The following is a 21,149-nucleotide window of genomic DNA, read 5'->3' on the forward strand; positions in this document are numbered from 1 at the left end:
CCACAGGGCCTGGCAGGCTGGCGGGGTGAAGATCAGCACGCGTCCGCCGCTCGCCTCCCGCCTCGCCCTCGTCCTCGCCGCCGTCGTGCTGTCCGGGTGCACGGCGACCGGCTCCGGCTCCGGCTCCGGCAAGGGAGCGGCCGGCCCCGGACTGGATGATCCGGTCAAGAAGGACATCGCCATGCAACTGGTCTCCAGCGCGGAGAACTCCACGCTGGACTGGAAGGCGCAGTACGGCTACATCGAGGACATCGGCGACGGCCGGGGCTACACCGGCGGCATCATCGGCTTCTGCTCCGGCACCGGCGACATGCTGAGCGTGGTGGAGCGGTACGCGAGGGCGCGGCCCGGCAACGCGCTGGAGCGGTTTCTTCCGGCGCTGCGGGCGGTGCGCGGCACCGACGCGCACACGGGGCTCGGCCGGGCCTTCACCGATGCCTGGGCCCGTGCCGCGAAGGACACGGCGTTCCGCACCGCGCAGGACGCCGAACGGGACCAGTCGTACTTCGGTCCGGCGGTGCGCCGGGGGCGCGCGGACGGGCTGGGCGCGCTCGGCCAGTTCATCTACTACGACGCGTATGTGATGCACGGTTCGGCCGACGCGCAGGGCGATGTCGGCTTCGCGACGATGCGCCGCCGGGCGCTGGCCGAGGCGGATTCCCCCGCCGAGGGCGGCGACGAGCGCGCCTATCTGGACGCGTTCCTCGACGCCCGCGTCGCGGCGATCCGCGAGGAGCCCTCCCACCACGACACCAGCCGGGTCGAGACCGCCCAGCGGGTGTTCCTGAAGCAGGGCAAGTTCGGCCTGGAGACGCCCCTGCGGTGGAAGGTGTACGGGGACAGCTATGTGATCGAGGGATCCTGAGCGTCCCCGGGGGCCCGCGAGGTCTGCGCGACGCCCGCCAAACCCACGATCGGTGGGCGCGCGAGGCGTTGGCCGCATCCGCCGTGTGCGCCGGTGCGCACCGCATGTGACCTGCGCTTTCACTGCTGTGCGCGGGGGTGGGCGGAGCCGTGTCCCCGGGGGCCGGCGGCCCGTTGTGCGGGGTGGACGGCGCACACCGGTGGGCCGGATCACCGAGGAGTTCTGCGAGATGATGAAGAAGTTTCTGCTGACCGTGACGATGCTGGCCGCCGGCATCGGCCTGGCCGTCTCCCCGGCCGCGCAGGCCGCGCCGAGCACGGCCACCGCGCACCGCGCGCAGGCGGCGCAGCCGTCGCTCGTCTGCACGGTCAACGACAACGGCGTCAACTTCCGGGGCGGACCGGGCACCAACTTCCCGGTCCTCGGCCAGGTCAACAAGGGCCAGAACCTCAACTACCGCGGCCGGACCGGCGACTGGATCATGGGTGACCTGTGGGGCGGACCCACCGGTGTCTGGATCTACGTGGCGTACCTGAACTGCTGAGTCCCCCACCGTACCGCCCCGCACCGGTCCCTGACCGCCCCCGGTGCGGGGCTTGCGGCTGCCGTCCCGTGCGGCGGCACCTGACGAGGAGGCGTGCGTGAACGGTCTGGACGATCCGGCGAAGAAGGACATCGCCATGCAGCTGGTCTCCAGCGCGGAGAACTCCACGCTGGACTGGAAGGCGCAGTACGGCTACATCGAGGACATCGGCGACGGCCGGGGCTACACCGGCGGCATCATCGGCTTCTGCTCCGGCACCGGCGACATGCTCGGCCTGGTGGAGCTGTACACCCGCCGGGTCCCGGACAATCCGCTCGCCCGGTATCTGCCGGCCCTGCGCGAGGTCGACGGAAGCGACTCGCACGAGGGCCTGGACCCCGGGTTCCCCTCCGCCTGGCGGGACGCGGCCCGGGACGATGCCTTCCGGCGGGCCCAGGACGACGAGCGCGACCGGGTGTACTTCGATCCGGCGGTGTCCCGGGGCAAGGGCGACGGCCTGGGCGTGCTCGGCCAGTTCGCGTACTACGACGCGTTCGTGATGCACGGCGACGGCGACGACGGAGCGAGTTTCGGGGCGATCCGCGCGCGGGCGCTGCGGCAGGCGGAGCCGCCGGCCCGGGGCGGTGAGGAGACCGCCTTCCTCGACGCGTTCCTGGACGCCCGGGTGTGGGCCATGCGGCAGGAGGAGGCGCACTCGGACACCAGCCGGGTGGACACCGCCCAGCGGGTCTTCCTGCGCGCCGGCAATCTGGACCTGGACCCGCCGCTGGACTGGAAGGTCTACGGCGACAGCTACCACATCGGCTGACGCCGGGACGGCGCACGGCCGTGGTGCGCACGGGACCGCCGAGGCGGACCGTACGCACCACGGCGCCGGACGGTGCGACGGCCCGTCAGTGCGCGGGCACGGCGGCCCGGTCGAGCGGTTCGCCGTCGGGGGCGGCCTCGGCCGGACCGGGGTCCGCCGCGCGGCCCAGGTGGTTGAAGGCCAGGTTGAGGACGATCGCCACCACGCAGCCGGTCGAGATCCCGGAGTCGAGCACGACCAGCAGGTCCTTCGGGAAGGCGTGGTAGAACTCCGGAGCGGCGATCGGTATCAGTCCGACGCCGACGGCGGCGGCGACGATCAGCGCGTTCTCGCCCTTCTCCAGCGCGGCGGTGGCCAGGGTCTGGATGCCGCTCGCGGCGACCGATCCGAACAGGACGATGCCCGCGCCGCCGAGCACCGGCAGGGGCACCAGGGCGATGACGGACGCCGCGACCGGGAAGAGGCCGAGCAGGATCAGGATGCCGCCGCCCGCGGCGACGACGAAGCGGCTGCGCACCTTGGTCATGGCGACCAGCCCGATGTTCTGGGCGAAGGCGCTGCACATGAAGCCGTTGAACAGCGGGCTGAGCGCGCTGCCCAGGGTGTCGGCGCGCAGTCCGCCCTCGATCGTCCGCTCGTCGGCCGGGCGGTCGACGATCCGGCCGAGGGCCAGCATGTCGGCGGTCGACTCGGTCATGCAGACCAGCATCACGATGCACATGGAGACGATCGCGGCGATCTCGAACTGCGGGGCGCCGAAGTGGAACGGGGCGGGGAAGCCGATCACGTCGGCGTCGCCGATCGCGCCGAAGTCGGTGATGCCGACGGGGATGGCGATGAGGGTGCCGGCGACCAGGCCGAGCAGGATCGCGATCTGCTGGAGGAATCCCCGGAGCAGTTTGCGCAGCGCCAGCACGATCACCAGGGTGACGGCGGCCATGGTGATGTTGGTGGTGGAGCCGTAGTCGTCGGCGGTGGCGTTGCCGCCCTGGGACCAGTTGAAGGCGACCGGCAGCAGGGAGACGCCGATCAGGGTGATGACGGTGCCGGTGACGACGGGCGGGAAGAAGCGGACGAGCTTGCAGAAGTACGGGGCGAGGACGAAGCCGAGGAGGCTGGCGACGATGATCGCCCCGAAGATCACGGCGATGCCGTCGTGCCCCCGGTCCTTGCCGATGGCGACCATCGGGGTCACCCCGGCGAAGGAGACGCCGTTGACGAACGGGAGCCGGGCGCCTATGCGCCAGAAGCCGAGCGTCTGGAGCAGGGTGGCGATGCCCGCGGTGAAGAGGCTCGCCCCCATCAGGAAAGCGGTCTCCTTGGGGGTGAGGCCCACGGCGGGCCCCACGATCATGGGCGGGGCGACCACGCCCGCGTACATCGCGGCCACGTGCTGGAGGCCGCTGGTCACCATCTTCAGTGGGGGGAGCGTCTCGTCGACCGGATGTTTCCGGTCGACGGCCGCGTCGGGTTCGGGTGCTGCGCTGGCGTCGTTGCGAAACCTGGGCGTGGCTGCCACGGCGGTTCCTCCGGTCGGTTACACGTCTGCGGTGACGTGGGTGTCAGGGAGGTGGTGCCGGGGCCGGTCCGGGGACCGGGCCCCGTGTGGTGCGTTGATGCAGGTGGGGCAGGTCGTGCAGCTGGTGCGGGCAGCTTTGATCGCCGGTGCGGGAGGCGTCCGCTCTCGGCGGTGCCTCCCGCACCGGTTGCCGCGGACCCCGCTCGGGTCCGCGGCGGCCGGACGAGGGCCGTCCCCCTCGGCCGGCCGGTACGGGGGGTCGGGGTCAGGCCCCGGCGGCGATTTCCGCGAGGCGCCGGGCCTCGTCGCGGGTGGCGCGGGCGATGGCGTCCTCGTCCGCGGTGACCAGCCGGCCCGACTCGACGACGGGCCGGCCGCCGACGAGCGAGAGGGTGACGGGCGCGGCGGCGCCGAAGACCAGCGCGGTCACCGGGTCGGCGATGGAGGCGTGGGCCAGGGTGTCCATCTTCCAGAGCACGAGGTCCGCGAGCTTGCCGGGTTCCAGGGAGCCGGTCTGGTCGGCGCGGCCCAGGACCCGGGCGCCGCCGTGGGTGCCGAGCCGCAGTGCCTGACGGGCGCTCAGGGCGCGTTCGCGGTGCGGGCCGAGGCGGTTGACGAGGAGGGCGTTGCGCAGTTCGGTGTGGAGTTCGCCGGACTCGTTGGAGGCGGTGCCGTCGACGCCGAGTCCGACCGGGACCCCGGCGGCGAGCATGTCCGGCACGCGGGCGATGCCGGCGGCGAGCCGGGCGTTGGAGGACGGGCAGTGGGCGACGCCGGTGCCGGTGCGGGCGAACGCGGCGATGTCGGCGTCGTTCATGTGGACGCAGTGTGCCATCCACACGTCCTCGCCGAGCCAGCCGGTGGACGCGAAGTAGTCGGTGGGCCCCATGCCGAACAGCTCGTGGCAGAACTTCTCCTCCTCCACGGTCTCCGAGCCGTGGGTGTGCAGCCGGACCCCGCGCCTGCGGGCCAGTTCGGCGCCCTGGCGCATGAGTTCGGTGGAGACGGAGAACGGGGAGCAGGGGGCGACGGCGATCTGGGTCATCGCGTCGAAGGAGTCGTCGTGGTGGGCGTCGATCGTCGCCTCGGTGGCGGCGAGCGCGCCCTCCAGGCTCTCCACGGCGAAGTCCGGCGGCAGTCCGCCGTCCTTCTCGCTGCGGTCCATCGAGCCCCGGGCGAGGGTGAACCGTACGCCCATGTCCCGGGCGGCGCCGATGATCGCGCCGGAGAGGTCGCCCGAGCCGCGCGGGTAGACGTAGTGGTGGTCCATCGCGGTGGTGACACCGCCGCGCGCCATCATGGCGAGCGAGCCCTGGGCGGCGGCGCGGACCATCGCTTCGTCGATGCGCGCCCAGGTCGGGTAGAGGGCGACCAGCCACTGGAAGAGGTTGTGGTCGGTGGCCAGGCCCCGGGTGATCCACTGGTAGAAGTGGTGGTGCGTGTTGATCAGGCCCGGGGTGAGGAGGTGCCCGGTGCCGTCGATCCGGCGTACGACGTTCTCCAGGCCCTCGGGGGCCCGGCCGGCGCCGACGGATTCGATGCGGCCGCCCGCGACGACGAGGTGTCCCGAGGCGTACTCGGTGTCGTCGGCGTCGACGGTCGCGATCGAGCAGTTCTCGATGACGATGCGTTCCACTCGGCCGGTTGCTGCCATGGTGCGTCCTTCTCTCGTCGGGGGTGCGGGCACGGCAGGACCCTAGGAGGATTTGAGTGCCGCGGCGGTGAGGCGGGCCGCGGGTGCCGAGAGGGTGGAGGGGCTGGGTGACCCGGTGGGGCGCGCCGGGTCCGCCCTGGGCGGACCGGCCCGGCGCGCCGCCGTGTCAGAGGTTGGTCAGGTCGACCGGGATCTGCGGTTCGACGCCGTCCCGGAGCACGGTGGCCTCGATCAGGCCGTAGGGACGGTCGGCCGCGAAGTAGACCTCGTTGTCGTTCTTGAGGCCGAAGGGCTCCAGATCGACGAGGAAGTGGTGGTTGTTCGGCAGCGAGAAGCGGATCTCGTCGATCTCACTGCGGCTGTTGATGATCCGCGAACCCATCTGGTAGAGGGTCTGCTGGAGCGAGAGGGAGTACGTCTCGGCGAAGGCCTGGAGCATGTGCGTGCGCGCCTGGGCGTAGGACTTCTCCCAGTTGGGCATCCGCTGCTCGTCGCTGGTCCAGTTGTAGCGCCAGCGGGCCGAGACGTCGGTGGCCAGGATGCGGTCGTACGCCTCCTTGAGCGTCGTGTACTCGTCCTTGACGTACCCCCAGAACTCGGAGTTCGTCGAGTTGAGCACGGTCAGCTCCTTGAGCCCGGAGATGACCTGCCACTGCTCGCCGTCGAAGGTGATCTGGCTGGTGCGGACCTCCTGGTTGCGGCGGACGAAGGAGTGGTTGACCTCGTCGGAGCCGATGAAGCGGGAGGTGGCGTCGGAGGTGGCGATGCGGTCCCAGGCGTACTCCTCGATGCGGATGCGGGCCCGCTTGATGGGCTCCTGGGACGTCACGAAGTGGCGGGCGAGGTGAATGCCGAACTGCTCGGCGGAGTCGATGCCGTGCTGCTTGGCGAAGGCGAACACCGTGTTCTTGGTGGTGTCCGTGGGCAGGACGTTGGCGTTGGATCCCGAGTAGTGGACCTCGTCCATGTCGCCGGAGAGAGCGACGGAGACGTTGAGGTCCTTGATGTGGTGGGTGTCGCCGTCCCGCACGATCCTGACGACGCGGTTCTCTGCTTTGCCGTACTGGTTCTGGCCGAGAATCGTGGGCATGGTCTGCTAGCTCCCTCGGTATACGGAGTAGCCGAACGGGTTGAGCAGCAGCGGTACGTGGTAGTGCTCGCCCGGAGTGACGGCGAAGGTGATCGCCACCTCCGGGAAGAACGCGCCGCTGTCCCTTACGCGGGGGGCGTCCTGCTGCGCCTCGGCTTGCTTCTTGGCGGTGAAGTAGGGCTCGGTCTCGAAGTCGAGCCGTACGTGGGTGGTGCCTTCCGGCAGGGCCGGCAGGTCCTTGCAGCGCCCGTCCGCATCGGTCGTGGACCCGCCGAGCGCCGCCCACGGCGCGCCGTCGCCGCCGCGGGCGGAGAGCGAGACGGGGACGGCCCCGGCCGGGCGGCCGATGCTGGTGTCCAGGATGTGCGTGGACACCGATGCGGTGGTCGAGGTGCTCAAGGCCTTGCTCTCCTTCGGTTACGTGTCCTCGGCGACGAGACGCGTGAGGCGGATGCGGTTGATCCTGCCCAGTTCGGTGCGGACGACCTCGCGCTCCCGCTCCGGTGTGTTGCCGATCCGGGACTTCACGGCGTCGCGCATCTGCTCACCGGTGGCCCCGGTGGCGCAGATCAGGAAGACATGGCCGAACCGTTCCTGGTAGGCCAGGTTCAGGTCGAGCATCTCGGCCTTGAGTTCCTCGGAGGCTCCGGCCATCCCCCGCTGTTCGCGGGAGGAGACCGGGTCCCCGGGCTTCGGCCGGCCGATCGGGGGGTGACCGGCCATGGCCTCGGCCAGGTCCCCCGCGTCGAGTGCCGCCGTGGCGGTGTCGCTCGCGGAGAACAGGGCTTCGGCGGTGGCGTAGGGGCGCTGGGCGAGGATCGCGCGGCCCCAGGCCGTACTGGCACAGATCTCGTGCAGTGCGGTGGCCGCGGCCTCGTCCGCCAGGGTGTTGAACCGGGCCAGGCCCGGCGTGGAGCTCGAAGTCACGGGAGCCTCCGTGGCCGTGGTGCGCGGTGCGTTGGTCGGGCTGCGGGATAGCTAACGCCCTCCACCACACCACGTCAACACTTTGTTGAAATTCCGTTCATGTAAAAAGCCGCCGCCCGGAGATCCGGACGACGGCTCGCGCGTTCACGCGCCCGTAACCTTCGATGACGGCCTCAACTAGCCGCTCTTGGAACCGTTTTCCCTGTTCAGGTAGTTGTAGACGGTGAAGCGCGAGACGCCGAGGGCGCCCGCCACGGTCTCCACGCCGTGCCGCACCGAGAAGGCGCCGCGGGCCTCCAGGGTGCGGACGACCTCCTGTTTGGTGCGGCGGTCCAGCTCGGCGAGGGGTCTGCCGTGCCGGCGTTCCATCGCGGCGAGGATGTGGTCCAGCGATTCGGAGAGCTGCGGGAGCCGGACGGCTATGACGGCCTCGCCCTCCCAGGCCAGGACGACGTCGTCGGCCTCGGCCTCGTCGGGGCCGAGCAGCTCCGCGCCCATCGCGTCGACGAGCGGCCTGACCGCGCCGATCAGGGGGTGGTCCGCGGCGCCGGTCACCGCGGGCCCTCCCCGATCACGTTGACCTGGAGGGAGACCCGGGTGGCCCCGGACTCCAGGGTCCGGCGGAGCAGGGAGTCCACGGCGGTGAGCACCGCGTCGGCGCCGCCCTCCGCCGTGTTGCCGAAGGGGCCGACGTCCACCGCGTCCAGTTCGGCGGACTGGATGACCTCGCGGGCCACGACCGCGTGGGCCGGTGCCTCGTCGAGGTCGAAGGGCTCGGTGGTGAACTCCACTCTCAGGCGCACGGTCTCTCCTCTTGCCTCGGGCCGCGTCCGGGGCGGCCCGCAACTCCGGACCGACCCTAGCGCCCGGGGCCCCCGGCCGGCAGCACGCAGACGGCGGCCGGGAAGGCGAAGGGCGTCCCGGCCGGGGCGAGGGAGCCGGTGGCGGGATCGACCCGGAAGACGGTGACGGTGCCGGAGCGCTGGTTGGCGGCCAGGAGGAGGGAGCCGTCCGGGGAGAAGGCGGTGTGCCGGGGGAAGTCGCCGCCCACCGGCACGGTGTCCAGCAGCCGCAGCGCGGCCCCGTCGTCCTCGACGGCGTAACGGGTGAGGCTGTTGTGGCCCCGGTTGGCGAGGTAGGCGAAGCGGCCGTCGGCGGTGACGAGGAGCTGGGCGGGGTAGCTGGTGCCGGACCCGGTTCCGGTGGACTGCGGGGCGCCGGGGGTCAGGGTTCCGGTGGCGGGGTCGTAACCGCAGACGACGACGGTGTTGTCGAGTTCGCAGGCGAGGTACGCGTACCGCCCGCCCGGGTGGAAGGCGAGGTGGCGCGGTCCGGCACCGGGGCGCAGCGGGGCGTGGGCGAGCTGCTGCAAGGTGCCGCGCGTCTCGTCGAGGCGGTAGGTGTACACCGTGTCGTTGCCCAGGTCGACGGCGAGGACGTGGCCGCCGTCGGGGGCGGTGACGATCTGGTGGGCGTGCGGCCCGCTCTGTCCGGGGCCGGGGGCGGGCGCGGTGTGGGCGACCAGATCGGTGCGCTCGCCGATCGATCCGTCGTCGGCCAGGGGGTGCACGGCGACGCTGCCGGAGGTGTAGTTGGCGCTGAGCAGCCAGCGCCCGCCCGGGTGGACCGAGAGGTGGCAGGGGCCGGCCCCGCCGGTGGAGCGGGTGCCGAGCACCCGGAAGGTCCCGTCCCCGGCGAGCGCGACGGCGCTCACGCCGCCGTCGCTCCGCTCGTCCACGGCGTAGAGCGTGCGGCCCGTGGGGTGGAGCGCGAGAAACGAGGGGTCGGGGACTCCGGTGACAACCGTACGGGCGGTGATCGCGCCGCTCACCGGGTCGTAGGAGGCCACCCCGATGCCGCTGCCGCCGGGGCTGGTCGAGGTGTATGTGCCGAGGAAGAGCGTGCCGGCCGCCCGGGCCGGAGGCTTCGGCGGGTGGGGGCGGGTGCGGCGCTCCTCACGCGGGAGGCCGGGGGCGGCGGCGAGCACACCGCCGGCCAGGAGCGCGCCGAGGACGGTGCGGCGGGTGGTGGGGGAGGTCATGCGAGGCACCTCGTGGGGTCGGTGGCGTCGGATGTGTCCGCCACAGTGACGCTCCCCCGGGACCGTCCGCAAGAGACGCACCGGCCATGGCGCACCCCGCGACACCGCTCGCGGAGCCCGCCGCTCCGGGCCCCGCGAGCGGCGGGATTTCCGGGCACCCCCTTGACAGCCGCCCGCCCGCCCCGGCAACCTTCCATCAAGCAGAAACAGACTTCCGCAATACGGAAGGAGCACCGACACCCTCATGGGCTACCCGGACCAGCGCTTCGATGTGAACCTGTCGATCCTCTTCACGGAACTCCCGCTCCTGGAGCGCCCCGCGGCCGCCGCCGCGGCGGGCTTCACCGCGGTCGAGCTGTGGTGGCCGTGGATCGACGACCCCACCCCCGAGCAGGCCCAGCTCGACGCCCTCAAGAGGGCGCTCGACGACGCCGGCACCCGGCTCGTGGGCCTGAACTTCTATGCCGGACGGCTGCCCGGCCCCGATCGCGGCGCGCTCTCCGTGCCGGGCGAGGAGTCCGAGCGCTTCCGGGCCAACATCGAGGTGGCCGCCGGATTCGCCGCCTCGGTCGGCTGCACGGCGCTCAACGCGCTGTACGGCAACCGGATCGACGGCGTCGACCCGGCCGTCCAGGACGCGCTCGCCCTGGAGAACCTGACCGAGGCCGCCCGCGCCGCCGACCGGATCGGCGCGGTGCTGCTGATCGAGACCCTCAACAAGCCGGAGTCCCCGGACTATCCGCTGGTGAGCGCGGAGGCCGCGATCGAGGTGGTCGACCGGGTCAACGCGGCGACGGGGCTCGGCAACGCGAAGTTCCTGCTGGACCTGTACCACCTGTCGATGAACGGGGAGGACCTCGGCCGGGTCATCTCCGCGTACGCCGACCGGACGGGTCACGTACAGATCGCCGACAATCCGGGGCGCGGCGCGCCCGGCACCGGCTCGCTCCCGCTGGAGCGGCTGCTCGACGAGCTGACGAAGGCCGAGTACGAGGGCTGGGTCGGCCTGGAGTACAAGCCCGGCGACCGGCCGAGCGCCGCGTCCTTCGACTGGCTCCCGGCCACCGCGCGGGCCGCCCGCTGAGCGCCCCCGCACACCCGCCGAATCGGAAGGCACCCTCATGAGCAACAACCTCCCCAAGGTCGCGTGGATCGGGCTCGGCATCATGGGCTCGCCCATGTCCGAGAACCTGATCAAGGCCGGGTACGACGTCACCGGCTACACCCTGGAGCAGGACAAGATCGACCGGCTGGCCGCGGCCGGAGGCACCGGCGCCCCCTCGATCGCCGACGCGGTCCGGGACGCGGACGTGGTCGTCACGATGGTGCCCGCCTCCCCGCAGGTCGAGGCGGTCGCGTACGGCCCCGACGGCATCCTGGAGAACGCCCGGCGCGGCGCCCTGCTGATCGACATGTCCTCGATCACCCCGCAGACCTCCGTGGACCTGGCGAAGAACGCCGCCGCGAAGGGCATCCGGGTCCTGGACGCCCCCGTGTCGGGCGGTGAGGCCGGGGCGATCGAGGCCGTTCTGTCCATCATGGTGGGCGGCGAGCGGGCCGACTTCGACGCGGCGAAGCCGCTCCTCGAAGCGCTCGGGAAGACCATCGTGCTGTGCGGCCCGCACGGCTCCGGCCAGACGGTGAAGGCCGCCAACCAGCTGATCGTCGCAGTCAACATCCAGGCGTGCGCGGAGGCGGTGGTCTTCCTGGAGAAGTCCGGCGTCGACCTCGGCGCGGCCCTGGACGTCCTCAACGGCGGACTGGCCGGCTCGACCGTCCTGGCCCGCAAGAAGGACAACTTCCTCAACCGGGACTTCGCGCCCGGCTTCCGGATCGACCTGCACCACAAGGACATGGGCATCGTGACCGACGCCGCCCGCAACGTCGGCGCCGCGCTGCCCGTCGGCGCCGTGGTCGCCCAGCTCGTCGCCTCGCTGCGCGCGCAGGGCGACGGCGGCCTGGACCACTCGGCGCTGCTGCGCTCGGTGGAACGCCTCTCGGGCGGGTCCGCCCGGGGCTGACCCCGGCCCCGCCCCACCCCGACTTCCGGACGGTGCCGGCGCTGACACCTGTCCTGTCGCGCCCAGGCGCCGGCACCGTCCGGAACACCCCCTCCCCCTCCCCTCCTCTCCCCCTCCCGCAGAATTTCAACAAACTGTTGACGTCGAGTTCGGGGCGTATCTACGCTCCTGGAGCCCCCAGGGGGTGTCTCGTCGCAGTTCAGCAGCTCCCGTACGGAAGGTCGCCCCGACACCATGACGCAGCGTGTGCTTACGACCGAGTCCGGCGCCCCGGTCGCCGACAACCAGAACTCCGCCACCGCCGGCGTCGGTGGCCCGATCCTCCTCCAGGACGGCCATCTCCTGGAGAAGCTGGCCCGCTTCAACCGGGAGCGCATCCCGGAGCGCGTGGTGCACGCCCGGGGCTCCGGCGCGTACGGCTACTTCGAGGTGACCGACGACGTCACCGGCTTCACCCGCGCCGACTTCCTCTCCGAGGTGGGCCGCCGCACCGAGACGTTCATCCGCTTCTCCACCGTCGCGGACTCGCTCGGCGGCGCGGACGCGGTGCGCGACCCGCGCGGCTTCGCGCTCAAGTTCTATACGAACGAGGGCAATTACGACCTCGTCGGCAACAACACCCCGGTGTTCTTCATCAAGGACCCGATCAAGTTCCCCGACTTCATCCACTCGCAGAAGCGCGACCCGTTCACGGGCCGTCAGGAACCGGACAACGTCTGGGACTTCTGGGCCCACGCCCCGGAAGCCACCCACCAGGTCACCTGGCTGATGGGCGACCGCGGCATACCCGCCTCGTACCGGCACATGAACGGCTACGGCTCGCACACCTACCAGTGGACGAACGCCGACGGCGAGGCGTTCTTCGTCAAGTACCACTTCAAGACCAACCAGGGCGTGCGCTCGCTCTCCTCCGAGCAGGCCGCCGAACTCGTCGGCAAGGACGCCAACTCCCACCAGACGGACCTGCTCCAGGCGATCGAGCGGGGCGTCAACCCGTCCTGGACCCTGTACGTCCAGGTCATGCCGGCCGCCGAGGCCGCCGACTACCGCTTCAACCCCTTCGACCTGACCAAGGTGTGGCCGCACGCCGACTACCCGCTCCAGCGGGTCGGCCGGCTGGTCCTGGACCGCAACCCGGACAACGTCTTCGCCGAGGTCGAGCAGGCCGCGTTCTCCCCCAACAACTTCGTGCCCGGCATCGGCCCGTCCCCGGACAAGATGCTCCAGGGCCGCCTCTTCGCCTACGCGGACGCCCACCGCTACCGCCTCGGCGTCAACCACACCCAGCTCCCGGTGAACGCCCCCCGCACCGCGACCGTCGACAACTACGGCCGCGACGGCCTGCACGCCACCCGCAACGGTGGGCGCCACGACAAGAACTACGAGCCCAACTCGTACGCCGGACCCGCCCAGACGGACACCCCGCACTCCGCCCCGCTCGCCGTCCACGGCTGGACCGGCACCCACGCCGCCCCCGCCCACACCAAGGACGACGACTTCTTCCAGGCCGGCGAGCTGTACCGCCTGATGTCCGACGACGAGAAGGCCCGCCTGATCGCCAACATCGCCGGCGGTCTCTCCCAGGTCACCCGCGACGACGTCATCGAGAAGAACCTCGCCCACTTCCACGCGGCCGACCCCGAGTACGGCACCCGCGTGGAGGAGGCGGTCCGCGCCCTGCGCGAGGACTGATCTCCCACCCCACAGACCCTGCCCGCGCCGACGCGCCCACCCGGATGAGGGGTTCGCGCACGGCAGGGGCAGGACGGGGGATCCGCCGGACACCCCCTCGGGCCGCGGCGGTGGTGCGATACCAGTGCGGTGGTACGGGGGAGGGCGGCGCGGTCACCAGACCTGAAGGCCCGTGCAACCCTCTCTTCGCACCTCCGCCGCGGCCCCTGTTTCCTCTGAACCGGGCGCGGAGCACGGAAACGGTCCCGTGCTCCGCGCCCTTCCACGCGTTCAGATGATGACGCCTGCGGCCTCCAGCAGAACGGCGCCGCTCGCTTCGGGATCGTGGTTTATGGTGAGCGCTTGGTGCGGCAGCCGTCCGAGGCGCCCCGCGAGCCCTGCGGTGGAGGTCTCCACAGGCGACAGCCCCGAGCACATCCGGGTACCGGTCCTCGGTGGCGGCCCCGAAGAAGTCGGCGCCGGTCACTCCTCGGGCCACCGTGATCAGCGCGGGAGTGCCGCCCGGAACGATTTCCGGGAAGAGGAGCGGGGAAACGGGACGCCACCCGCCCCCACCCCTCTATACACCGCGCGTATAATCAGAATGTATAGTCACCCGTCATGACCTCCCCGCCCTCCACGTCCGCGGCGACCTCGCCCCACGCCCTCAGCCGCCCCGCCGCCGGTCGGGACCACGCCGCCCTCACACAGGTGCTCTGCGCCGCCATCGGCATCGCCCTCGGCGTCCTGACGAACCTGCTCCAGGGCTGGCTGCCCTCGTCCTGGAGCCAGCTGGCGAACTCCGGCGGGGTGTGGTCGGCGCTCGCCTTCGCCACCGGCGCGGTCCTCGCGCCGCGCGTCGGCGATGTACGCCGTATCGCCGTGTCCGGTGCGCTCGCGGAGATCGGCCTCGTCGTCGGCTACTACGGCTACGCGGAACTGGGCCGCGAGGGCATGGGGAGCCTCGTCTTCCCCCTCGTCTGGCTGGTGATGGCGTGTGTCTCCGGCCCGCTCTTCGGTACGGCCGGCGCCTGGTCGCGACGCAGTCCCCGGCTGTGGCGGCGCGTCGGGTCCCTCGGTGCGGTCGGCGGCCTCTTCGGGAGCGAGTGCCTTCACTACTGGCTGACGCTCGGGTACACCGACCAGGCCATCGCCGCTGCCGTGGTCGCCTGCGCACTGCCCCTGGCACTGGCGCGCACCCACCGCGAGCGCGGCCTGGGCCTCGCCGTGGCGGTTGTCGCTTCCCCGGTGGCCTACGCGGCCGTGTACGGGCTGCTGGATCAGATCTCCGGCTAGCACGTGCCTCTTCGACGGGTTGGGGTTCGCGCACGGGACGGGCAGGACGAGGCCGCCTCCTTTCCCCTGCTCCTTCTCCCCGCCCCGGCGACACGGCGCGCGAGCCAGGTGACTCGGCGTCGAAGTCGTGCTTTGCTGACCCGGCTTGACGGCCCGAGACACGCACAGCCCGCGCACAACATCGCGCGGAAGCACGAGGAATGAGGAGAACCGACGATGATACCGCCGCTCACCCGAACCCGTTCATGGTCCCTGTCCCGGCGGTCCGCCTCCCCGCATTCCGCCACGCAGCGCACCACGCCCGGCAGGCGGGCAGCCGGCGTACTGCTCGCCGCCACCGCCTGCGTGGCCGCCCTGCTCGTCCCCGCGCAGAGCGCCGCCGCAGCGACGGTGCCCACCGGCCCGGTCTTCAACAAGCCGACCGGCACCACCGCCGAGCAGCAGACCATCCGCGCCCAGGTCCGCTCCGTGATCGCCAACGCGGACAGCGGATCGGTCCTGCGCCTGGCGATGTACCACCTCTGGGACGAGACGGTCGCCACGGAACTCGGCGCCGCGAAGGCCCGGGGCGTCAGCGTCAAGGTCGTCCTCGACGAGAGCACCCTCGACTACCCGGCCTCCTACGACCTGCTCAAGAGCAGCCTCGGCACCAGCACCTCCGCCGCCTCCTGGGTCGCCCTGTGCGCCAAGGGCCGCTCCTGCCTCGGCACGGCGACGAGCGGGATCAACCACAACAAGTTCCTGCTCGCGAGCAGCGTCGGCGACGGCGCCCAGAAGAACGTCGTCGTCCAGCTCACCTCGAACCTGACGCCGTCCAACTACAGCCGCTACTGGAACAGTTCGGTCACCGTCGCCGGCAACACCGCCCTGTACGACGGCTACGTGGACTACTTCACCCGCCTCCCGGCCCAGAACCGCACCGCCTGGTCCTACACCTACGGCAACGCGGGCGACTACAAGTACTACTTCTTCCCCCGCGCGGGCAGCGACGACACCACGGACACCGTCGTCAACGCCATGGACAACATCACCTGCCGCTACACCGACTCCGCCGGCACCGCCCGCCGCACCACCGTCCACGCCGCCATGCTCAAGATCACCCGCCAGGGCGTCGCCGACAAGCTCCGCGCGCTGGCCGGCCAGGGCTGTCTCGTCGACCTCGTCTACAGCGAGAGCGACTCCGGCACCTGGAACGCCCTCCACGGCGTCTCCGGCATCACCAACCGCTGCTATCAGCAGCCCGACCCGGACGACTCCACCGCGCCCAACCGGATCGTCCACTCGAAGAACTGGATGGTCGACGGCATGTACGCCGGCACCGTTCAGAAGGTGATGTTCACCGGCAGCCACAACTGGAGCGGCCCCGCCCTCCGCAACAACGACGAAGCCATGCTCCGCATCACCACCCCGTCCGTCTTCGACGCCTTCGAAGCCAACTTCCAGGCCACCCGCGCCGCCGCCTTCCCCGGCACCAGCGACAACGTGGCGGTCTGCAAGGGCTGACGACGACTTCCCCTCGGCACGGGAGGAGCACCTGCGGTCCTCGTAGGTGCTCCTCCCGCCGACGTCATGGGTGGGCATCTCCTTGGGTGTCAGACAGAGACTGCGGAGGGCGGCTCGCATTCTGCTGATGGGGTGGTCCGGTGCAGGGTGTCCGCGAGGAGCAACGCGTCGTCGGCGTCCAGGTAGTCGAAGCGGATGCGGTGGCCCCCGTACCGACTGCGGCAGTGTCCGCAGGTGGGCACCGACTCGACGAGCAGGTGCTGCCCGTTCGCGGAGATCGTCCGCTCCAGTTCCCGGGCGAACCGCTCGTGGTCGTGCCAGTCCCCGAGGTCGAGGGCGCTCAGGACCGACGCGTCGCCGCCGAGGCGGCGGTAGAGCAGCGTGGCCGTGTCCGTATCGAGCATGCCGAGGTCGATGAGCTCCCGGGTACCGGTGGTCTGGAGGTCGAGATGCCGCTCGATGCCGATACGGGCCAGGGCCCGATGCAACTGCAACGCCGCGTTCTGCGCCTCGGAGAGCCGGGTCTCGATCAGCCGCCCGAGGGACCGGACTTCCTCGTCCGAGGGCAGGACGACAAGCAGCTCGTGGCCGGGGCACGGCAGGGCCTGTTCCAGACGCGCCACCTCGGCGGCGATGCCCTCGGCGAGCAGGTGGGCCCGCACGTCTCCGTGTGTCCAGGGGTGAGCGACCGAGGGAGTCAACCGCAGGCGCCGGCCGTGGGGCACGGGGCCTTCCTCCCACTCGAAGTCGAGACCGGCGTACTCCAGGGCAAGCTTCAGGGCGTGGGCCGTGGCCATCGCGGTCATCAGCGCATTCGTCATCGGGTGATCCTCAGGGGATAGGGCGAACGTCCGTTTGCGTGTGCGGCAGCCAGCCGCACGGGGACGTAGTGCATGGGCCGCACTGCGCGGGCGAAAGGAGGAGGCGTAGTCATTGGTGCAATCGCCGGCCAGTCGGGCGAGGCGGTCAGAGATCCTTGATGCCGACGAGCACGCGACCGATCAGGTTGGTGTCGGCCCGTGCGGCATCGGGCACGTGGAGGCCATCGGATTCGGGCAGGCCCGGAGACGATACGGAAACGTCGCTGCCGCCCTGCGGCCCCGCGACGGCGAGTGCGATCTCGGCCCACACCACTTTGCCCGGCGCGTTCCGAGCCGGGTAGCAGCCCCAGGCCCTGCTCATGACCGCCACGATGAAGATTCCGCGTCCGCCCGTCGCGTCGACACCGACCTCCTTCAGAACCGGCGGCCTCGCATCGCGGTCCCACACCGACACCCTGACGGCGTCGGGCTCGGCCTCCAGCAGCAGTTCGAAGGTCTGTACGCCGCCCTGCCATGAAGCCGGACGCGTAGACACCTCGCCGTCCTCCGTGTGCCGCACGGCGTTGGTCGCCAGCTCCGACACCAGGAGCTGCGCCGTCTCGACGGCATGGGAGGAAACGGACCAGCCAGAGAGGACGTCGGCAGTGTGCAGCCGCGCCAGAGCCACGGCGTTGGGCGTGTCCGCCAACGCGAGCCGGCTCCTCCGGGGCTGTTGGTGGGGCATGACGGGGCTCCTGTTTCAGAGAGGAACGAACAGTCACCACTCACTCGCTGAAGGTGACCGGCATCCAGGTAACTCCGTTGCTCCCGTGGCTGGTTAGGGCGCTGAAGCGCTCATCGGTCGGGCTCGACTAGGACGTTTTGACCTGCCCTTTACGTGGTGGACCGCGAGCCCAGCAGCTACCGTGCCCGCATGGTGGCGATCCGCAACACCGTCCTTGAGACGTGGATGACCGAGCATGGATTCAGCTCCAACAGCCTTGCCGATGCCGTGAACAGCGCCGTCGAAGAGCTGACGGGGCGCATGGGCGGGCTCGACGGGTCGTCCATCCGTGCCTGGAAGGCCGGCCGAGTTACCTGGCCGAAGTCAGCAACCCGTACAGCGCTTGAGACGGTGACGGGCTTACCCGCCGTCGCCTTAGGGTTCGTGCCACGGGGCCGCTCTTCGGCCACCCCAGCGTCATCGCAGCAGGAGGACCCCGAAATGAAGCGCCGCACTCTCGTCGGCGGCATCGCTGCGGCAGCCGCCGCAGCAGCAGCCCCAGGGACCGCCTCACCCCGCCGGATCGGCATGAGCGACGTCAACCGGCTGAACAAGCGCTTCGCCGAGATCATCGCCAACGACCACCGCCACGGCGGACAACCCCGCATCGAGGAACTGGCCACAGCGCTCGCCGACGAGGCACTCAACCTCCAGAACGCGGGCAGCGCGACCCAGAGGGTGCGCAACAGCCTGTACGCCTCAGGAGCCGCGTTCCGCTCGTCCGCGATGTGGGCGGCCATCGACGGCCGGCGCTACGAGGCCGCGAAGGGGCACATGCGCGAGGCCCAGGCCCTCGCGGAGATGTCGGGCGACCAGGCGATCAAGTTCCGCATCTGGAGTCACGCGGGCACGATGTACCGGCACATGGGGCGCCCCGCCGACGCGATCGCCGCGAATGACGTTGCTCGCAACCTGCATCTCACCCGTCGTGACCCGCTGTTCGCGTCCCTCGGCCTGGCCCGCCAGGGAGCCATTCACGGTACGGCCCAGAATCGTACGGAGACATGTCGCGCGTTCGAGCAGGCGCAGGACGCCATGCTGCGCGCCGATCCGGCTGATCACCGGCCCGTCTGGTTGCTCGCCTTCTATGATCAAGCCGAACTGGACTCCCTGGCCCTCTCCGCCTATCTGGCGCTCGGCGAGTACCCGACCGCCGAGTACCACGCCCACCGCTGCCTGGCGTCGTTCCAGCCCCACATGGTCAGGTCTCGCGCCATCGCCACGACCCGCCTCGCGCACGCTCTTCTCTCACAGGGGGCCGCGGACGCCGCAACAGCAACCGCCATAAGGGTCCCCGCAGACGCCGCCACTCGCCATGCCCGCGTGTCGCGCATGCTCCAAGAATTCGGTGCCGCCCTCCGCGCATCCGCACCTCGCAGCACCACCGTCCAGACCTGGACAGAGCACACCATCACCTGGAGGAAGGCCACATGACCACCGCGCCCACCATCGAGCTGCGCACCTTCACGAGCCTGGACACGATTCGCGGTGACCTCCTCGATGTATACGCCGAGGTACGCGCCCCGCTGCTCCACCTGCCGAACTACGCGGTCACCGCATTCGGAGAACGCCTCGACCGTCACTCAAACGAGCCGGGATTCACAGCCGTCCTCGCGTACGCGCACAACGAGCCGGTCGGCTACGCGTACAGCAACACCATCGAGCACGGGGACCGCTACTGGCAGCGCACCAGCCCGGCCCCGGCAGAGAAGTACACCGAGCGTCCGGCCATGGCCCTCAAAGAAATCGGCGTCCGCCCGGCCTGGCGCAAGACCGGCACCGCCCGCCGCATCCACGACGCCCTCCTCGCCACAAGCGACGAGCCCTACGTCACGCTCATGGTCAACAGCGTCGCAGGTGACGGGAAGGTCCACGCGCTCTACACGTCATGGGGCTACACGGACATCGGCCAGAGCCAGCCGTCACCGGCCTCGCCCCTCCTCACCGTAATGATCTGCCCCATCCGATGACTCATCGCACGGCAACCGCGCAGGAAGAGCGCGGTCGCCTCACGCGGCGGACTCGGCCGTAACGCCGAGAAGCGCCTCCAACTCCGTCACGGCCACGGTCTCGTCCTTGGCATGGACCGTTGCGATGCCCAGACCGGCGGCCGGCGGAAGGTTCACCGCCTGATCGTCCACGAACACGCACCGCACGCGTGAGCGCGACCATCCGCCGGGCGACGGGTACTTCGGCCCAGGCTCGCCACATCAGGTTCACCGCATCGGACGTGCGCACCCAGGAGCCCCGCCGTGCCCTCGTGCCACTCCGACTGCCCGGTTTTCCCGACCTCCAGAGCCGCGTACAGCCGCCGGCCCTCCGGGTGGTCGTCCAGAGTGTGGCGCCACGCGCCTGGGTCCAGCCCTTCCGACTCGCACCAGGCCCGGCGGATTTTTCGGTGGTCAGCCCTTCGCGCAGCAAAGATCCCCTATGGCTTTGTAGGTGAGTTTCAGGAACGTCTGATGCTCAGCAGCGGGAACACCCGGTTCCACGGGAGAGTGATGTCGCTGAGTTCTGGAAACACCTCGGTGCTTGCTTCGGGACCCTGGTTGTGCTCTGCACGACGAGGGGGCCAGGGTGTTGCCGAAGTCCAAGGTCGATCTGTACGCGGCGATCCGCCGTGACGCCAGGACAGGCATGGCGACGCGCGCGCTCATGCGGAAGTACGGCGTCGGCTACGAGACCGTGCAGCGTGCCCTGGTGTCGGCCCTGCCGGAGCCGCGCAAGAAGATGAGGCCGCGCGCGACGCGCCTGGACCCCTACAAGCCGGTGATCGACGCCATCCTGAAGACGGACCTGACCGCGCCACGGAAGCAGCGGCACACGGTCAAGCGGATCTACGACCGGCTTCTCGACGAGCACGACGCCGTCGACATCTCCTACCAGATGGTCCGCACCTACGTCGCCGAACGCCGCGAGGAGATCCGTCGCCAGGCTGGCAAGGGGGTGGTCGATGCCTTCGTCCCGCAGACCCATCGGCCCGGAGCCGAGGCCGAGGTCGACTTCGGAGACGTCACCTTCAAGTTGGCCGGCAAGCTGGTGACCTGCTATCTGTTTGCCTTCCGGCTGTCGTACTCGGGCAAGGCCGTCCACCGCATCTTCGCCTCGGCAGGGCAAGAGGCATTCTTCGAAGGCCACGTCCACGCTCTCAACGTGCTGGGCGGTTATGTGGGTGACAACTCTTTCGCGATCTCGTGTTTCCGGTCAGGATGGTCGCTCCCGTCGAGGAGCGCGGATGGCCTGGCAGCCGGAGTTGGTACGACATGTCGATGCCGCGGGCAACCCCACGGCCTCTCTTGGGCATGCCTTGGTCGACGACTACCTGGAGTTCGTCGCGGCCCGCTGTCGGCCCAACACTCTGCTGGCCACCGCCTACGACCTGAAGGTTTTCTTCTCGGCGGTGCCCAAGGAGCCGACCGACGTCGTCACGGCGGACATCTTCGCGTTCATCACCGCACAGAAGAAACCGCGACGCGGGCCCAAGGTCGTCCGGCTCGAGGACGGTGAGGCGGGCCTGTCGGCACGGACCATTAAGAGGTCCTAACAAAGGCGTTTCACGTGCCGGTGTGTGATGAGGCAGGTGGCGAGGCCGAGGAAGGCTTCGTGGATGTCGTCTCGCCGCTCCC

20 protein-coding genes and 2 pseudogenes are annotated in these 21,149 nt (G+C 70.6%); 11 read left to right on the forward strand and 11 right to left on the reverse strand.

The genetic code is table 11. The features are described 5' to 3' along the window. The first annotated feature begins 25 nt into the window (after positions 1-25). From ACWCXC_RS28855 to ACWCXC_RS28865, 3 genes are all read left to right on the forward strand, one after another. On the forward strand, positions 26-865 hold the full coding sequence (locus tag ACWCXC_RS28855; protein ID WP_450890957.1) for a chitosanase: 840 nt from the start codon (positions 26-28) through the stop codon (positions 863-865). 229 nt (positions 866-1,094) lie between these two features. Continuing rightward, positions 1,095-1,409, forward strand: coding sequence for an SH3 domain-containing protein (locus ACWCXC_RS28860; RefSeq protein WP_450890958.1), 315 nt, complete (start codon positions 1,095-1,097; stop codon positions 1,407-1,409). 43 nt (positions 1,410-1,452) lie between these two features. Then, a complete protein-coding gene (locus ACWCXC_RS28865) occupies positions 1,453-2,217 on the forward strand; it encodes a chitosanase (RefSeq protein ID WP_450684399.1) in 765 nt (254 codons plus the stop codon). 85 nt (positions 2,218-2,302) lie between these two features. Here ACWCXC_RS28865 and ACWCXC_RS28870 read toward each other — a convergent pair whose 3' ends face one another. The 8 genes from ACWCXC_RS28870 to ACWCXC_RS28905 all read right to left on the reverse strand — a co-directional run bounded on the left by ACWCXC_RS28870 (position 2,303) and on the right by ACWCXC_RS28905 (position 9,448). Beyond that, positions 2,303-3,736 carry a nucleobase:cation symporter-2 family protein gene (locus ACWCXC_RS28870; protein WP_450890959.1) on the reverse strand — a complete coding sequence of 478 codons (1,434 nt, stop codon included), beginning with the start codon at positions 3,734-3,736 and terminating at the stop codon, positions 2,303-2,305. Positions 3,737-4,001: 265 nt separating this feature from the next. After that, on the reverse strand, positions 4,002-5,390 hold the full coding sequence (locus ACWCXC_RS28875) for an 8-oxoguanine deaminase (protein ID WP_450890960.1): 1,389 nt from the start codon (positions 5,388-5,390) through the stop codon (positions 4,002-4,004). Between the two features lie 166 nt (positions 5,391-5,556). Beyond that, on the reverse strand, positions 5,557-6,480 hold the full coding sequence (gene pucL, locus ACWCXC_RS28880; protein ID WP_450684402.1) for a factor-independent urate hydroxylase: 924 nt from the start codon (positions 6,478-6,480) through the stop codon (positions 5,557-5,559). A gap of 6 nt (positions 6,481-6,486) precedes the next feature. Then, positions 6,487-6,879 (reverse strand): hydroxyisourate hydrolase, encoded by a 393-nt coding sequence (gene uraH, locus ACWCXC_RS28885; RefSeq protein WP_450684403.1) that lies wholly within the window; start codon positions 6,877-6,879, stop codon positions 6,487-6,489. Between the two features lie 18 nt (positions 6,880-6,897). Further along, positions 6,898-7,407: a 2-oxo-4-hydroxy-4-carboxy-5-ureidoimidazoline decarboxylase gene (uraD, locus tag ACWCXC_RS28890; protein ID WP_450684404.1), complete on the reverse strand. Its 510-nt coding sequence runs from the start codon at positions 7,405-7,407 to the stop codon at positions 6,898-6,900. Positions 7,408-7,584: 177 nt separating this feature from the next. After that, a complete protein-coding gene (locus ACWCXC_RS28895; protein WP_450890961.1) occupies positions 7,585-7,962 on the reverse strand; it encodes a helix-turn-helix domain-containing protein in 378 nt (125 codons plus the stop codon). Continuing rightward, a complete protein-coding gene (locus ACWCXC_RS28900) occupies positions 7,959-8,210 on the reverse strand; it encodes a hypothetical protein (RefSeq protein ID WP_450890962.1) in 252 nt (83 codons plus the stop codon). The genes ACWCXC_RS28895 and ACWCXC_RS28900 overlap by 4 nt, the downstream gene beginning before the upstream one ends. A 56-nt stretch (positions 8,211-8,266) precedes the next feature. Next, positions 8,267-9,448: a lactonase family protein gene (locus ACWCXC_RS28905; RefSeq protein ID WP_450890963.1), complete on the reverse strand. Its 1,182-nt coding sequence runs from the start codon at positions 9,446-9,448 to the stop codon at positions 8,267-8,269. A 244-nt stretch (positions 9,449-9,692) separates the two neighbouring features. Between ACWCXC_RS28905 and ACWCXC_RS28910 the strand changes: the two genes are divergently transcribed. The 5 genes from ACWCXC_RS28910 to ACWCXC_RS28930 all read left to right on the forward strand — a co-directional run bounded on the left by ACWCXC_RS28910 (position 9,693) and on the right by ACWCXC_RS28930 (position 15,939). After that, positions 9,693-10,532 carry a TIM barrel protein gene (locus ACWCXC_RS28910; RefSeq protein WP_450890964.1) on the forward strand — a complete coding sequence of 280 codons (840 nt, stop codon included), beginning with the start codon at positions 9,693-9,695 and terminating at the stop codon, positions 10,530-10,532. A 37-nt stretch (positions 10,533-10,569) separates the two neighbouring features. After that, entirely contained in the window at positions 10,570-11,469 is a 900-nt protein-coding gene (locus ACWCXC_RS28915) for a 2-hydroxy-3-oxopropionate reductase (RefSeq protein ID WP_450890965.1), read from the forward strand. A 234-nt stretch (positions 11,470-11,703) separates the two neighbouring features. Beyond that, positions 11,704-13,161 (forward strand): catalase, encoded by a 1,458-nt coding sequence (locus ACWCXC_RS28920; protein WP_450890966.1) that lies wholly within the window; start codon positions 11,704-11,706, stop codon positions 13,159-13,161. 600 nt (positions 13,162-13,761) lie between these two features. After that, positions 13,762-14,436, forward strand: coding sequence for a DUF6518 family protein (locus tag ACWCXC_RS28925; RefSeq protein WP_450890967.1), 675 nt, complete (start codon positions 13,762-13,764; stop codon positions 14,434-14,436). A gap of 216 nt (positions 14,437-14,652) precedes the next feature. Continuing rightward, on the forward strand, positions 14,653-15,939 hold the full coding sequence (locus ACWCXC_RS28930; RefSeq protein WP_450890968.1) for a phospholipase D-like domain-containing protein: 1,287 nt from the start codon (positions 14,653-14,655) through the stop codon (positions 15,937-15,939). 89 nt (positions 15,940-16,028) lie between these two features. On the opposite strand, the gene ACWCXC_RS28935 is transcribed toward ACWCXC_RS28930, so the two are convergent. Then, positions 16,029-16,760: a hypothetical protein gene (locus ACWCXC_RS28935; RefSeq protein ID WP_450890969.1), complete on the reverse strand. Its 732-nt coding sequence runs from the start codon at positions 16,758-16,760 to the stop codon at positions 16,029-16,031. Between the two features lie 145 nt (positions 16,761-16,905). Further along, on the reverse strand, positions 16,906-17,448 hold the full coding sequence (locus ACWCXC_RS28940; RefSeq protein ID WP_450890970.1) for an ATP-binding protein: 543 nt from the start codon (positions 17,446-17,448) through the stop codon (positions 16,906-16,908). A 225-nt stretch (positions 17,449-17,673) separates the two neighbouring features. Here ACWCXC_RS28940 and ACWCXC_RS28945 point away from each other — a divergent pair, with 225 nt between their 5' ends. Together ACWCXC_RS28945 and ACWCXC_RS28950 are read left to right on the forward strand one after the other, a co-directional pair. Continuing rightward, positions 17,674-18,957, forward strand: coding sequence for an XRE family transcriptional regulator (locus tag ACWCXC_RS28945; RefSeq protein ID WP_450890971.1), 1,284 nt, complete (start codon positions 17,674-17,676; stop codon positions 18,955-18,957). After that, the gene (locus ACWCXC_RS28950; RefSeq protein WP_450890972.1) at positions 18,954-19,493 is read left to right on the forward strand and encodes a GNAT family N-acetyltransferase; all 540 of its coding nucleotides are present in this window, start codon (positions 18,954-18,956) and stop codon (positions 19,491-19,493) included. Before ACWCXC_RS28945 ends, ACWCXC_RS28950 begins: the two co-directional genes overlap by 4 nt. A gap of 39 nt (positions 19,494-19,532) precedes the next feature. On the opposite strand, the pseudogene ACWCXC_RS28955 reads toward ACWCXC_RS28950, so the two are convergent. Beyond that, positions 19,533-19,948: pseudogene (locus tag ACWCXC_RS28955) on the reverse strand (hypothetical protein). 155 nt (positions 19,949-20,103) lie between these two features. Between ACWCXC_RS28955 and ACWCXC_RS28960 the strand changes: the two are divergent. Beyond that, positions 20,104-20,389 (forward strand): annotated as a pseudogene (locus ACWCXC_RS28960) (IS21 family transposase); the annotation flags it as partial. Positions 20,390-21,149: the final 760 nt, after the last annotated feature.

Source organism: Streptomyces sp. NPDC001515, from assembly GCF_053597115.1.

Bases quoted from the DNA above. Each gene is read 5' to 3' on its own strand.
- ACWCXC_RS28925 (WP_450890967.1), top strand. From the start codon at position 13,762: ATGACCTCCCCGCCCTCCACGTCCGCGGCGACCTCGCCCCACGCCCTC.
- pucL (WP_450684402.1), bottom strand. From the start codon at position 6,480: ATGCCCACGATTCTCGGCCAGAACCAGTACGGCAAAGCAGAGAACCGC.
- ACWCXC_RS28920 (WP_450890966.1), top strand. From the start codon at position 11,704: ATGACGCAGCGTGTGCTTACGACCGAGTCCGGCGCCCCGGTCGCCGAC.
- ACWCXC_RS28950 (WP_450890972.1), top strand. From the start codon at position 18,954: ATGACCACCGCGCCCACCATCGAGCTGCGCACCTTCACGAGCCTGGAC.
- ACWCXC_RS28945 (WP_450890971.1), top strand. From the start codon at position 17,674: ATGGTGGCGATCCGCAACACCGTCCTTGAGACGTGGATGACCGAGCAT.
- ACWCXC_RS28875 (WP_450890960.1), bottom strand. From the start codon at position 5,390: ATGGCAGCAACCGGCCGAGTGGAACGCATCGTCATCGAGAACTGCTCG.
- ACWCXC_RS28915 (WP_450890965.1), top strand. From the start codon at position 10,570: ATGAGCAACAACCTCCCCAAGGTCGCGTGGATCGGGCTCGGCATCATG.
- ACWCXC_RS28930 (WP_450890968.1), top strand. From the start codon at position 14,653: ATGATACCGCCGCTCACCCGAACCCGTTCATGGTCCCTGTCCCGGCGG.
- ACWCXC_RS28910 (WP_450890964.1), top strand. From the start codon at position 9,693: ATGGGCTACCCGGACCAGCGCTTCGATGTGAACCTGTCGATCCTCTTC.
- ACWCXC_RS28935 (WP_450890969.1), bottom strand. From the start codon at position 16,760: ATGACGAATGCGCTGATGACCGCGATGGCCACGGCCCACGCCCTGAAG.
- ACWCXC_RS28905 (WP_450890963.1), bottom strand. From the start codon at position 9,448: ATGACCTCCCCCACCACCCGCCGCACCGTCCTCGGCGCGCTCCTGGCC.
- ACWCXC_RS28860 (WP_450890958.1), top strand. From the start codon at position 1,095: ATGATGAAGAAGTTTCTGCTGACCGTGACGATGCTGGCCGCCGGCATC.